The 11,861-nt window shown below is 62.5% G+C and carries 13 protein-coding genes; 4 read left to right on the top strand and 9 right to left on the bottom strand.

Annotated elements, in window-relative coordinates:
• Nucleotides 1–221: 221 nt before the first annotated feature.
• Both QQK18_RS05190 and QQK18_RS05185 read right to left on the bottom strand, forming a co-directional pair.
• Nucleotides 222–1,139 (bottom strand): alpha/beta hydrolase, encoded by a 918-nt coding sequence (locus tag QQK18_RS05190; protein ID WP_284339236.1) that lies wholly within the window; start codon nt 1,137–1,139, stop codon nt 222–224.
• A 221-nt stretch (nt 1,140–1,360) separates the two neighbouring features.
• Nucleotides 1,361–1,747, bottom strand: coding sequence for a VOC family protein (locus QQK18_RS05185; RefSeq protein ID WP_284339235.1), 387 nt, complete (start codon nt 1,745–1,747; stop codon nt 1,361–1,363).
• 415 nt (nt 1,748–2,162) lie between these two features.
• Between QQK18_RS05185 and QQK18_RS05180 the strand changes: the two genes are divergently transcribed.
• Nucleotides 2,163–2,588 (top strand): GFA family protein, encoded by a 426-nt coding sequence (locus QQK18_RS05180; RefSeq protein WP_284339234.1) that lies wholly within the window; start codon nt 2,163–2,165, stop codon nt 2,586–2,588.
• A gap of 15 nt (nt 2,589–2,603) precedes the next feature.
• Here the strand turns inward: QQK18_RS05180 and QQK18_RS05175 are convergent, their stop codons facing one another.
• Nucleotides 2,604–3,281 (bottom strand): HAD family hydrolase, encoded by a 678-nt coding sequence (locus QQK18_RS05175; protein WP_284339233.1) that lies wholly within the window; start codon nt 3,279–3,281, stop codon nt 2,604–2,606.
• Nucleotides 3,282–3,864: 583 nt separating this feature from the next.
• On the opposite strand from QQK18_RS05175, the gene QQK18_RS05170 reads away from it, so the two are divergent.
• The gene (locus QQK18_RS05170) at nt 3,865–4,014 is read left to right on the top strand and encodes a hypothetical protein (RefSeq protein WP_284339232.1); all 150 of its coding nucleotides are present in this window, start codon (nt 3,865–3,867) and stop codon (nt 4,012–4,014) included.
• A gap of 4 nt (nt 4,015–4,018) precedes the next feature.
• Nucleotides 4,019–4,870, top strand: a complete 852-nt coding sequence (locus QQK18_RS05165) for an AraC family transcriptional regulator (RefSeq protein ID WP_284339231.1) — start codon at nt 4,019–4,021, stop codon at nt 4,868–4,870.
• Nucleotides 4,871–4,890: 20 nt separating this feature from the next.
• On the opposite strand, the gene QQK18_RS05160 is transcribed toward QQK18_RS05165, so the two are convergent.
• Complete coding sequence (locus QQK18_RS05160; protein ID WP_284339230.1) at nt 4,891–5,478, bottom strand: hypothetical protein; 588 nt, start codon at nt 5,476–5,478, stop codon at nt 4,891–4,893.
• 21 nt (nt 5,479–5,499) lie between these two features.
• Nucleotides 5,500–6,546 (bottom strand): S66 family peptidase, encoded by a 1,047-nt coding sequence (locus tag QQK18_RS05155; protein WP_284339229.1) that lies wholly within the window; start codon nt 6,544–6,546, stop codon nt 5,500–5,502.
• Between the two features lie 210 nt (nt 6,547–6,756).
• On the opposite strand from QQK18_RS05155, the gene QQK18_RS05150 reads away from it, so the two are divergent.
• A complete protein-coding gene (locus QQK18_RS05150) occupies nt 6,757–7,182 on the top strand; it encodes a cupin domain-containing protein (protein ID WP_284339227.1) in 426 nt (141 codons plus the stop codon).
• A 177-nt stretch (nt 7,183–7,359) separates the two neighbouring features.
• Here QQK18_RS05150 and QQK18_RS05145 read toward each other — a convergent pair whose 3' ends face one another.
• The 4 genes from QQK18_RS05145 to QQK18_RS05130 form a co-directional block, all read right to left on the bottom strand.
• Nucleotides 7,360–7,782, bottom strand: coding sequence for an NUDIX hydrolase (locus QQK18_RS05145; RefSeq protein ID WP_284339226.1), 423 nt, complete (start codon nt 7,780–7,782; stop codon nt 7,360–7,362).
• Nucleotides 7,783–7,958: 176 nt separating this feature from the next.
• Nucleotides 7,959–9,260 (bottom strand): surface lipoprotein assembly modifier, encoded by a 1,302-nt coding sequence (locus QQK18_RS05140; RefSeq protein WP_284339224.1) that lies wholly within the window; start codon nt 9,258–9,260, stop codon nt 7,959–7,961.
• Between the two features lie 74 nt (nt 9,261–9,334).
• A complete protein-coding gene (locus QQK18_RS05135; protein ID WP_284339223.1) occupies nt 9,335–10,276 on the bottom strand; it encodes a transferrin-binding protein-like solute binding protein in 942 nt (313 codons plus the stop codon).
• Nucleotides 10,277–10,684: 408 nt separating this feature from the next.
• Complete coding sequence (locus QQK18_RS05130; protein WP_284339222.1) at nt 10,685–11,854, bottom strand: helix-turn-helix transcriptional regulator; 1,170 nt, start codon at nt 11,852–11,854, stop codon at nt 10,685–10,687.
• Nucleotides 11,855–11,861 lie beyond the last annotated feature (7 nt).

The following is an 11,861-nucleotide window of genomic DNA, read 5'->3' as shown; positions in this document are numbered from 1 at the left end:
GACTTCGAAACGCCCGCCGATAGGCTACAGAAGGTGTTGCGATGACCGGTTGAACCCACCGGTCGTTTGCCGCCGCTGAAGGATTGATATTCAAATCCCTGCCGCATTCCGGACGGCCCATGCACGAGCATGTTGTGGTTACAATTGTCCGATATGGCATAAGTCAGTTTTGTGTTTGAAGAGCGCTATCTCCGGCGCTTTGCGCGCCAACTGGCTAGTCGCTAGAGCAAACCGCGCGCCCGCATCCAGTTCTCCAGCAGCTTGGGCCAAGCATCAGACAGGCTGCCCTGCTGCGCCATGCCATAGCCATGCCCGCCATTGCCAAAGACGTGCAGCTCCGCCGGTGCCCCACTCTTGTGCCAAGCCTCGTAGAGCCGGCTGGATGCGATCGGCGGCACCGAACCATCGTCGTCGGAGACTACGAGGAACAGAGGCGGCGCCTCTGTCGGCACCACAAGTTCGGCCCGATATCCTGGATAGATACCAACAGCAAAGTCCGGCCGGCTCTTGTCGTCGTGCGCCATAGCCGCGCCTATCGCTACACTGCCCCCAGCGGAGAAGCCGGCGATACCGATGCGCCTAGGATCAATTCCCCACTCGTCGGCGTGCGCCCGGGCAAAGCGGATCGCCTGCCGCCCATCCTCCTCGGCCATGATGCGCACCTTAGTGATGAAGTCGCGGTCCAGCGGGGCTGTGTCGGTCTGCTTGGGCTGGCCCAGCCGCTTGTGCAGTTCCGCCCGGAACGCCGGCACCGCATCATCGTCGTCCGGTGTCCCCGCCACACGATACTTCAGCACCAGCGCCGTGACACCGATTTCGGTGAGCCAGCGGGCGATGTCGTGACCCTGGTGGTCGATCATCAGGAAATGGAAGGCCCCGCCGGGCGCCACCACCAGTGCCGTGCCGTTCGCCTTGCCCATGGCCGGGCGATAGAGCGTCACCGTCGGCGCGACCACATTCCGTGTGTACCTGCGCCTCGCCAAAGTCCAGGGCGCCTGCCGCGTCCGCTCGTTCCAGTCCCAGCCCTCTGAACCGGGCGGTACTCCATCTCCGGGCCAGATGCGATAGACCCCTGTCGCCCCCGGCGCCTCTACCAGCAACACCTCTGCCCAGCCGCGCGTGCTATCCCTCAGTATCACCGTTCCTCCCGCGTCTTCCAACAAGCCACGCGCGGCCTCGCATTCGAGGGTGCCAGGATTACAATTGCAATCCCTATCATCGCCTGCAGGGTACCCTGTCGCCCTCTCCGCCCGCCGGACGGTCACTTCAGCAGCACCGTCAGCCCTCCCTTCTCCCTGCGAACGTCCGCTTCGCGCCAAAAGGAGACCTCGATCTAGGCCATTTGGGACGGGGGCGCCGTCTATCCAATCTCCTGGGCGATTTCCCATACATTTCCCGAGGGATCCGCAAAAGCCGCAGTTCGGCGGCCCCAGGGACGATCGATCGGACCATTGAGAAATGCGACACCCTTCGCGACCAGTTCCGCGTGAGCGGTGCGACAGTCCTCGACCTTCACAGTGAACATGACCCTGGGGCCATCCTGAGGCTTGCCGACTTGCTTGGGGGTGACCAACTCGGGTGCATCGTTGATACGCAAGAGGTTCACGGCCATTCCCGCAAACTGAAGGACCACACCAGCCTCGTCTTCAAGGAGCACGTTGGGGGCGAACACCTCCTCATAAAATCTCCTGGTGCTACCCAGATCCTCGACAAAAAGTGTCACAACCTCGATCGCTGTCGGCAACATCGTTCATATCCTCCTCGTGGTCCCCGTTGGACCAATACAGCTTAGTCGACGCGGCTCTTGGCTTTTCGACATCAGCTGAGCCTACCGAACTCACCCACCGATCCAAGGAGCAAGGAACCGCCCAATTTTGGGGGGCAACGTGGCCGATCGGGGTTGTGGTCACCTGCGTTTGCCAGATCACCCTCCATAAGGGGAAACGCAGTTGCGTATGACCGGTTTGCCGCGTCAAATTCTGAGTGGCCGCTTTGGGCCAAGAGCGGCCGATCTGGCTCTCAGAATGAGGCGGATTGCGCTCGGACAATAGTCGACACAACCTCAGGATGTTGTGCCCACCAGATATCCACCGCGGGGATGCTAAGGTGTCGATCACAGACGGACCCCGGGGCATGTCTAAAGCGGGCGAAAGGCCGGACTTATGCCAAAGGAAATCACGGCGTCGTGCCTTTGTGGAGCGGTCACCATCGCATGTGGCGAACCGGTGGGACCGGGTGCTTACTGCCATTGCGCAGACTGCCGCAAAGCGACCGGGAGCGCCTTCGGCGTCAACATTCCGTTCGATGCCGCAGAGTTCCGCGTGCTTTCGGGCGAGACCGGTTCCTTCACCAAGATCGCGGACAGCGGCAATGAGCTGACGCGGTTCTTCTGCCTGAATTGCGGGTCTCCGCTCTATGGGTCATCCCCGCAGCATCCGGGCCGGGTGTACGTCAGGGCAGGTGCTCTCGACGAGTCGTCGTTCGTCCGGCCCGCCTACCAGAGCTGGTGCCAATCCAGAGTGGACTGGTCGGTGCCTGGCAAGGACCTGCCGGCGTACCCCAAAGGCAAGCCCAAACAGGCTGACTGACGCAGGGTACACCACCTAATCCGCCTGCAAGACCCTGCCGGGCAGAAACCCTTGGGTGCGCAGCAGCGCGAGCACTGCCATCAGGTCGGGCAGGACCGCTGCGCACATCTGCCTGGTGTCGGCCGTGGGCTGGAGGATGTCGGGCACCATGATCGCGGCAATGCCGGCGGCATGGGCTGCAGAGATGCCGGGGGTGGAATCCTCGATGGCGAGGCAGGACTGTGGCGCGAGCGAGAGCCTCTCGGCCGCCAAAAGATACAGGTCGGGGGCTGGTTTTCCCCTGCTCACGTCGTCCCTTGTCACGACCATTTCGATCCGCGAGCGAATGCCAGCCAGGGTGAGATGCCGTTCCGCGGTCTTGCGCGAAGAGGAGGTGACGACCGCCCTCGGAATTTGTGCATCCGCCAACGCATCGATCAGCTCGCTCGCGCCAGGCTTCAAAGGAAGCCCCTGCTCGAGCAACCGGTCACGATGGATGACAAACTCCCGGTTGAAGCCTGAAATCGAGAATTGCGGACCGTACCTGCTCAAGAGCATGGCTTCGCATTCCGGTCCCGGGATACCAATCATGGCGTGACAGATTTCCATGGCGTCCGGATAGCCGAGCGAATTCATCGCTGCCATGGTGCTCGAGAGGTAGATGACCTCGGTATCGAGCAGCGTGCCATCCATATCGAGCAGAACACCTGCCATGCGAGACTTCTCCACCGCTTCATCACCCTCCCGGTATGTCGTTGTGCGGAAAATGCGGCCCTCGCTCCGTTTACATACCTAGCGGTTGACACAACATTTTCCCACCCACTGGGTCATCCCCGCGAAAGCGGGGACCTCTGTTGGCGGTGCCGAAAATGGGAAACGGAGGTTCCCGCTTTCGCGGGAATGACCCGAGTCTGGTGGTGTTTTCGTGGCTCCCACTAGCACCCAAGCGGGAATGCCTACTGCGTGCGGGTGTGCTGCCAGGCGTCGAACTCATCGACTGTTGCGATGCCGTAGTCCACAACGGCCTCGTAGACGAGGGCGCTCGGCGGGTGCTGCGGCCTTTGCGCCAGCACGTGTTTGATCGCAAGAATGGTGCGGCGGTGCGCACGGTGAGGGCGTTCTCGATTGATACCTCACTCCACGTCCGGGCGTGGGGCATGGAACGCCCGTCGCAACCTTTCGGACTATGACCCACCCCATGCGCCGTGACTCTGGCGGCTGCACCTTCCTTCGATCCCAACTCAGCAAGACTTGTCGCATCGTGCTGTGGCCAAGCTACCACGACAAGGAGGTACACATGAAAATGCGTTGTCGAGCAACCAAGTCACAGGCCGTCGACAAGCGACTGCTTGCCGAGTTCGAGCGTGTGGAGCACGATCCGCGAGAATCGACAAGACGAGCCATCGCGGCCATCATTTCCGCTTACGCCATTCCAATTCGTTACTGAAAGCATGGACACCAGCAAGATCTCTGCGCCGCACGAGACACGGCTGCTGCGCGTCATCGACCACATCTACAAGCACATAGCTGGAGATTTGAGTCTCGATACGCTTTCAGACGTTGCTGCAATGTCGCGCTTCCACTGGCATCGCACGTACAAGGGTATCGCCGGCGAGACCATCGGTGAGACCATTCGTCGTGTCAGGTTGAACAACGCAGCTCGAGAGCTGGTGCAAAGCCAGGAACCAGTGGCCACCATCGCGCAACGGTGCGGGTATCCCAATCGACGTTCTTTCGAACGCGCGTTCCTGGAGGCTTACCATCTGACACCGGCCGAATTCCGTCGACGCGGCACGGCCAGACCACAGGTTGGACCGTATCATCACCGACCAGTAATCGAGGTCGCGTTGGTTGAGCGAGCGCCGCAGGTGATTGCGACGCTCATTCATGCCGGCCGCTACGAGGAGTCTGCACCGACAATGCACCGGCTTCTGGCGCTTTGCGCCGCGCGCGGCGTCAGGAGAATTGCGCCTCCAGTGGGTGTTTTCATTGAATCGGGTTCCGGAATTCCCCAACACCTCCGGCGCGCTCTTGTGGGGCTTCCTGTGGAGCCTTCGGCTCAAGTGTCTGTACCGCTAAGGCCTTTCACGATCAGAGGTGGCCGCTACGCGGTTGGATCTTACGTGGGGCCGTCCGCAGGATTGCCGAAGGCGTGGGACTGGTTTTGCCGGGAGTGTTCGAGCCGTTTCGGCGATTATCTGGTCAAAGGGCCGTGCTTTGAAGAGTATTGCGATGACCCGAGCGAAGTCGTTCCCAGTGCCCTGCTGACCAAGATGTACCTGCCACTCGCGCGAGGCTTTTGACGCGGCGCCTTAGCACCGCCTTACTGCGCGCGGGCACGCTGCCAAGCGTCGAACTCATCGGCTGTGGCGATGGCGTTGTCCACAACGGCCTCGTAGACGAGGGCGCTCGGCGGGTGCTGCGGCCTTTGCGCCAGCACGTGCTTGATCGCAAGGATGGTGTGGCGGTGCGTGTCGGTGAGGCGCGGCAGGAGGGTTTCGAGGTGCGCGAGGTCCGGCTGGCGCGCCGGCTGATCGACGGCCCAGATGTCGAGGGTCCAGAGCGCCTCGTCGGCGGCGCGGACGGTGAGGCCCAGATAGAGGCCGTGGGGGTACTTGTCCGGTTCCCTGTTCCAGGCGCCGCAGTCGTTGCGGAAGCGCACCGATTGCACCGCCGCCGTCTTGCGCATGAGGCGCGCGGCGACACCGGCGAAGGCTTCGAGCAGGTCGGCATCGAGGTTGGGACAGACAATGGTGATGTCGATGTCCCGGCGCACCATCAGCCCCATGGCCGAACTGCCGACGCGCACGGGCCGGCCGAGTGCGCCGAGCAGCTCCTCCAGCTCCAGTTCGCGGACAACGGCGTCGGCTTCGGCCTGGAGGCGCTGCTGCGCTTCGAGCAGATCGGTCATGTGGGTTGCCTCCTGCGTTTGTCAAACCACGCCGCTCTCGGCGATCAGCAGTTCGCCGCTGGTGCAGTTGATCTCTGCCTTTGCCCCATAGGGAAGCGTCAGCATGGGCTGGGTGTGGCCGAAATCGAGCCGCGAGAGGACGGGCAGCTGCGATAGCCCGGCTTCGGCGAGGCACTCGATGAATGTGGCTTCGAGCTCCTCCTGGTAACGGGCATTTCCGCCGGGGTCGGGGCGGGCGATGAGGATGCCGTTCAGCACCTGCAGGATGCCTTGCGCTGCAAAGCTGCGCAGCCAGTAGCGGATGAATCTCGGGGGCGGTGCCTCTTCGGAGGTCTCGTAAAAGAGGATCGCGCCCCGCCACGCCTCGAGCGGCGGCCACCAGGCCGTGCCCTTGACCATCTCGATGACTTCCGCGCAGCCGCCGAGGAGGTGCCCTCGAGCAACGCCGGTGCCCTGGAGCACAAGAGGGGGCGTTGCTGCCTCGAGGACCCGCTTTTGCGACTGGAGCTCGGGCCGGGCCCAGTCGAGGCGCTCAACAGTCCAGCCTTCGTCGTTGACCGGAACGAGCCCGATGGCCTCATCGGTGAACAGCGCCTTGCGCACACCGTCGGCCGTGTAGCGATGCATGCCGCCATTCTCGCCGAACCCGGCCATGAGGCTCGGGCCATAGAACGAGGTCAGTCCTGCCGCGATGCAGGCGAAATGCAGGGCCGTGGTGTCCGAAAAACCAATGAAGACCTTGGGGTTGTCGCGGATCACCCCAAGGTCGAGATGGGGCAGCAGGCGGATGCAGTCGTCACCGCCGATGGTTGCCACGATCCCGGCGATCTCGGGATCGGCGAACGCACGCAGCAGGTCTTCGGCACGCGCCTGCGGGTGCTCGGCAAGATAGCCGGCTTCCGCCAGGGTATGCGGCATCTCCACAACCTTGACGCCGAAGGTCTCTTCCATCTGCCGCTTGCCGGCCTCATAGCGATGCGGGAACGTGCCCGGCCCGCCCCATGAGGGGGTGACGGCGGCCACGCGATCGCCAGGGCGCAGCCGGCGCGGCTTGGTCAGCGAAAGCATCTGTTGTCCTCGATTCGCGCAGCGATCACTTCGATATCCATAGGAGCGCCGCCGTGGCAAATGGGCTGGAGGGGGTCGCAACGTCAACGTCCGGCCAAGTCACAAACGTGATGAAGGTCGATGATTGCGGACAATTGACTCTTAGTTTGATCGAGCGCGAATCTATTCAGTTCGCTTTCTGGCGGACAGGTTCCAAAATGGGAGGATGCGATGAACAAAATCAATCGAAGATCAGCCCTTGTCCTTGGTGCCACAGCGGCCGCGTCACCACTGGCCACGTGGGTGTCACCTGCGGCGGCACAGAGCTACAGCGAGACCGATGGGGAAGAGGTTTTCCCCGGCATTCGGGTCGTGACGCTCGGTACACGCGAGTCTGAAATCAGCGCGTACAATACGGTCGAAATGATCGATGTGGTATTTCAACCGGCGGCAGAATTCCCGTTAGGGGAGCCGATGGAACACGATATGGTATGCACGGTCACCGAGGGCGAGCTGCAGGTAACGGCCGGCGATATGGAATTCGCAGCCAAGCCGGGCGACGTCTGGAGCTGCGGCAAGGGCAGCACCAGAGAAGGTGCAGTGAACAACGGCAGCGTGCCCGCTGTGATGCGGACGATCTATCTGAAAGCTGCGTGAGCCACGCCAAGGGGACGGGGGACGGGCGACCGCTTCCCACGCCCCCCATACGATTTCCGCCCCTTATAGCGATGTGGGAAGGTCCGCCCCCCGTGACGGCGATATGGCAGCCACCCGGCCGCCGGACGCAGTGGGTGGACTTGGTCAGCGAACGCATGTCCTCTGCGTGGTTCGGCGTCAGCGCATCGTGGTGCGGTAGAGGCTTACGGCCTGGCGGGCAATGGCGGGGTAACCATCTCCGGCGAGGTTCTCAAGGCCCGCCAGCTCATCGATGGAAAACCACCGCAACTCGGTATGCTCGTCGCAGATGTTCTGCGGCTCACCGATCCAGGCGGTGACCGCGAAGATGTGGCTACGGATGATTTGCCCGTCATCCGGCCCAGGATGCTCGACGACGGCCAGAGGATCGGCCCTGGTGACGGTGACACCGATCTCTTCCGAGATCTCCCTTTCGAGCGCGTCTTCGATCGACTCGGCGGGCTCGACCCGGCCACCGATCGCGTCCCAATGCTCAGGCCAAGCCGTCTTCCAGGCGGCGCGGAGGCCAAAGAGGACCTGATGCTCGCTGTTGACGAGCAGGCCACCGGCGGTGGTCGTCATGCGTGGAGGAGCTGTCATCCTGCCTTGCCCTTGAGGCCTTCAAAGCCACACCAGCAGGAAGCGCGGCGGCATGCAAGCCTGCGGATTTTGCCAGGAGGACCCGAGGCGTTGGTCCTGGCGCAGGGCGCCATATTGTCGGCGGCTGTCTCGTCGACTGCATCGGACGGCGGGGCCGCTCAGAACTTTTTCGACAGGCCGAGGTTCAGGTCGTGACTGTCATAGTCGAAAAAGCCGACATTGGAGAACTGGCGCGAATACTGGTAGGAGGCCTGCGGGGTGAAACCGCCGAGGTTGATTGCCCGGTGGGAGAGGGTCACGCCGAGCGCGACCTTGTCGTCGCGACGCGGCGCGCTGGTGGCCGGGTAGTTTCCCAAATAGCCGTGATATTCATAAGAGCCGAAAAGCGTGGTGATGAGGCCGCCCGCCCATTCCTTGCTGACACCGAGGCCGGCTACCACGTCGCTATGATCGAGGTGCTCGCGCTCGGTGCGCTCAAGCGTACCGCCCAGGCTCACCCAGACGCTGAGCGAGGGCGAAACGGCGTGCTGGAAGCTGGCAGCCGTGGTCAGGCGCCACCCGTCCCGGTAATCGAGATCGACATAGTCCTGGGCGAGTGCCTCGAAGGACAGCGTGACCAGATCGCGCGGCGAGAGGGGCGCAGCGAAGCGGGCCGCAACACCGTATTGAACCAGGTAAGGCTCCCAGCCCTGCCAATGGAAGGCCCCGGTCGGCCCGAGGTCCAACCGGAAAGCCGCCGTCTCGTGCGAAAGCATGAGTTCGCCCTCAAGGCTTGCCTCATCGAAGTCGGCGTTCTCGTATTTGCGGATGTCGAGCCCCAATGCGGCGGTCAGGGCGTGGGCGTTGCCGAGCTGCAGCCGGCCGAAAGCGTCGCCGCCAACCGCCAGGCCGATCCCGCTCGCCGCGCGCGAATCGTCGTCGATGACGAATTCCAGACCCCCGGCGGTGAAGGTCGTCCGGCCGGACCCCTTGTTGACGTTGGTCGAGGGCAGCAGCGCGACATGGCCGGAAAACCCGTAGGGACGGTCGGCGGCAATGGCGCTCATCGCCGTCGCGGCCATCTGGCGCAGGACCGGATGGTCACCCGCCCGCGACAGGATCTCGAAGTGGTGGTAGGCGGCCTCCGTATCACCGGACACCCGCAGGGCCCGGGCCAACTCCATGCGGGCGGGGGTGAAGTCGGGCGCGGCCGAAAGGATCGCGCGGAAAATGTCGATGGCTTCGCTCGTGCGCCCCTGGCGCTGGCGGATGATGCCCTCGAGCTGGGCCAGGTGCAGGGGAGCGGCCGGTTGCCCTTCGAGCCCCGCGCGCAGCAGACGGCGCGCCTCCTCGAAATCTCCCTGGGCAACAAGGTGGGCAAGGGCTGGACCGGCTGCCTCCGCTTCCCCGGCGACGGGGAAGGAAGGTGGAAAGAGGCTCAACAAGGCCGCGACAGCAAGCGTATACGCGAACCGAGTCATGTCCATCTCGTCGAGGAAGGGGGGACGGCGGCGTTTGCTGCCGTCCCCTCCCGTTCCATCACGTTCCCCAACGGTCAGTCCTCGTCGGCTGAGAAGAACCCGGTTCCGACCGCGTCGTCGCCTGTGATGGAAAGCACGCCCCCGACTTCCTCGCCATTGGGGCCAAAGAACTTGCCGGCATAGGTACCGGTGAAATCACCGACAGTGGCGGTGAGGTTGGCAGACGGTGTGAGGTTGCCGGAGAACTCGTTGCCGGCGATGGCGGCATTGTCCATCGCAACACTGCCGGCGATCGCCTGGCTGGCGCTCCAGGTGCCGTTGCTTCGGGTCTCGGTCGATAGGTCGGTGATGGCGCCGGAGATGGTCGATGCGTTGAAGTCCGCCGCCATGTTGAGCTCGCCCTCTATGCGCGCACGCTCGTAACCGGCGGCGGCCTCGTCGTCGGGGTAAATATTGGCAAGGCCCCAGCCCGAATACGTCGCGTTTGCCTTGCCCTCGAGCGCTTCCGACCTCGTTTCGGCACCCACGACGGCAACGCCGTGCAAACGGCTCTCGTTGCCCGTGTCCCAGAAATAGGACCAGATTTGGTGGTAGGGCCTCCTCCCAGCACCTGCGAGCACCTCTTCAGCGGTTCCGCCGATTGCGGTGTACAAGTCGCGATTGAGGCCGTCCTCCGTTTCTTTCGACCAGCCGTAGTCACCATCGACATCGGTTGCAGAATAGCTGATGGTCTCGCCGTCGATGGTAACGTCGACACCGCCCTGGTCGTTCTTCTTGATCGAAAACTCGTTAGAGCCCTGGGCTCTGCGCTCGTCGGTGTTCCAGTCGTCCTCGAGCGAGCTCGACATGGTGGCGTTGTAGGCCATCAACGTTTCGCCTGCATCGAGGGCCTGTGCCGCAGTGCCAACATCGGCGGCAAAGAGCGCCTGTGTGCCGCTGCTCGTTGACGAGCATCCTGACAATGCCGTTGCCGCACCCGCGGCGACGCCCACAAACAGATAGCTTGAAAAGCGCATAGTCATTCCTCCCCCAATGATGCAGCGGAGCGAGGTCTCCTGACCAGCCAGCCGCCGCTATCTCCAGCGAACAGCAAAGACATGCGTCTATCGGGCTGCGCATGACCCAAATGAGCTATGCGAACATTTTGTCGTCTGAAACAACTGGACCTGCATCGCTTGCGGTGGTGCGCATGCAGGTGTTCTGGGGAGGCATGGCTGAATGAGTATCGAGCCGCGAGAGGGGCCCAGTCGATTGGCGACTTTAGCCCGTGCCAGCGAACTCGATCCGCAGCGCTCGGGCTCAGCCTAGTGGCGCTTCTAATTCCGCACCTATGCCAGGCGTCGGAAATCGCGCGGGTGTTGGCCGGGCAGGAGCACGAGAAGCGCGGAAACGGAGACGAGAGTGCACGTAGCGATCTCCATGGATTACGCTTCTGTTTGGCTTGAGGGGAGAATTCCCGCCATTTGGCCCAGCTTCGCCACCAATTCGCTTTGGCGGTTGACATAGAGCTTGCCATAAATCGCCTTGAGCTGGTTGCGAACTGTCAGAACACTGGCTCCGCGAACCTCGGCGGTCTCCTGCGGTGATCGTCCGTCAGCCATGGACAACGCCACTTCGACTTCCGACTCCGTCAACCCGAATTCACGTCTCAGCAGATGACCAAGGTCGAATCCTGTCACACGGATCACCAGTATCGCAACGGGTCTCGTAACGAATTCCGATAGCAGGCCAGGTTCGCCTGTATCTCCGGGAGCAAAAGGAGAGAGCATGGCGGAGGCCGTCTCGCCATCGCTGCTGGCCGCAAATGTTGTCATCGGCCCACGATAGGTCCGCGCAGCAATGCTTCGCAGCTGCTCCTCCAATGTCAGTTCCGCCGACTGATCGGTGAACTCCAGCCTGCCGTCCCTCGCAATACGGACCAGCGACCCACGTCGGGTCAGGGCTGTTGCGCCTGCATTTGCAAACTGGATTCGCCCCCTCCTGTCCAACAGGAACGTTGGATCGCCGATACCTTCAACGACCGCCTGAACACCTTGTGTCAACTCGGCGCCAGAAAGCAGTCGCGCCAGCCTGAATGCCCTGTCGACGTGCGGAATCAACCTGGCGACGAGACGCATCACCGGTTCGCTCAGCTTGTCCTCATCTGCGGCCCTCAGGGTCGTCGAGAATGCGAGGAAGCGATGGGAATCATTTACAAGCAGGCTGCCCCAACCGGTGATCTGATTGCCCTGGGGGCGCAGCCAATCATTGTAGTATTCCGTTTTTACCAACTCGTCGCGCGGTAGGAAATCATCGGAAGTCAGCAGTGTTCCTACGGGGGAGCGACCGAAGCCTGGGGCCCAAGCGTTGAGCTCGTGGTAATAGTCGTTGTATCGCGCGATAGCAGCCGGATCGAAACCTGAATGAATCAGCCCGATGCCGCTATTGGCACGGTAGTCGTATCCATATAGACAGAGTGCTACTGAGGGAACGATTTGACCGAGCTTGTCGAGGGCCAGTTGCCATCGATCGGGCGACAGAGACGCACTATAGAATGTGTCGATGACGTCGATTAAGTCGGGCGCCCCTACTCCATCTACTGCCGATGCAGACATTATGCTC

Origin of the sequence: Devosia nitrariae (assembly GCF_030160115.1) — a bacterium.
GTDB lineage: Bacteria > Pseudomonadota > Alphaproteobacteria > Rhizobiales > Devosiaceae > Devosia > Devosia nitrariae.
The sequence above is the reverse complement of the archived record's forward strand: the minus strand, read 5'-3'. Positions and strand labels throughout refer to the sequence as shown.

What these genes read in the sequence shown, in the direction of transcription:
- QQK18_RS05155 (WP_284339229.1), bottom strand. Translation starts at nt 6,546, where the DNA reads ATGCTTTCGCTGACCAAGCCGCGCCGGCTGCGCCCTGGCGATCGCGTG.
- QQK18_RS05140 (WP_284339224.1), bottom strand. Translation starts at nt 9,260, where the DNA reads ATGACTCGGTTCGCGTATACGCTTGCTGTCGCGGCCTTGTTGAGCCTC.
- QQK18_RS05180 (WP_284339234.1), top strand. Translation starts at nt 2,163, where the DNA reads ATGCCAAAGGAAATCACGGCGTCGTGCCTTTGTGGAGCGGTCACCATC.
- QQK18_RS05170 (WP_284339232.1), top strand. Translation starts at nt 3,865, where the DNA reads ATGAAAATGCGTTGTCGAGCAACCAAGTCACAGGCCGTCGACAAGCGA.
- QQK18_RS05175 (WP_284339233.1), bottom strand. Translation starts at nt 3,281, where the DNA reads ATGGCAGGTGTTCTGCTCGATATGGATGGCACGCTGCTCGATACCGAG.
- QQK18_RS05145 (WP_284339226.1), bottom strand. Translation starts at nt 7,782, where the DNA reads ATGACGACCACCGCCGGTGGCCTGCTCGTCAACAGCGAGCATCAGGTC.
- QQK18_RS05165 (WP_284339231.1), top strand. Translation starts at nt 4,019, where the DNA reads ATGGACACCAGCAAGATCTCTGCGCCGCACGAGACACGGCTGCTGCGC.
- QQK18_RS05130 (WP_284339222.1), bottom strand. Translation starts at nt 11,854, where the DNA reads ATGTCTGCATCGGCAGTAGATGGAGTAGGGGCGCCCGACTTAATCGAC.
- QQK18_RS05160 (WP_284339230.1), bottom strand. Translation starts at nt 5,478, where the DNA reads ATGACCGATCTGCTCGAAGCGCAGCAGCGCCTCCAGGCCGAAGCCGAC.
- QQK18_RS05150 (WP_284339227.1), top strand. Translation starts at nt 6,757, where the DNA reads ATGAACAAAATCAATCGAAGATCAGCCCTTGTCCTTGGTGCCACAGCG.
- QQK18_RS05135 (WP_284339223.1), bottom strand. Translation starts at nt 10,276, where the DNA reads ATGCGCTTTTCAAGCTATCTGTTTGTGGGCGTCGCCGCGGGTGCGGCA.
- QQK18_RS05185 (WP_284339235.1), bottom strand. Translation starts at nt 1,747, where the DNA reads ATGTTGCCGACAGCGATCGAGGTTGTGACACTTTTTGTCGAGGATCTG.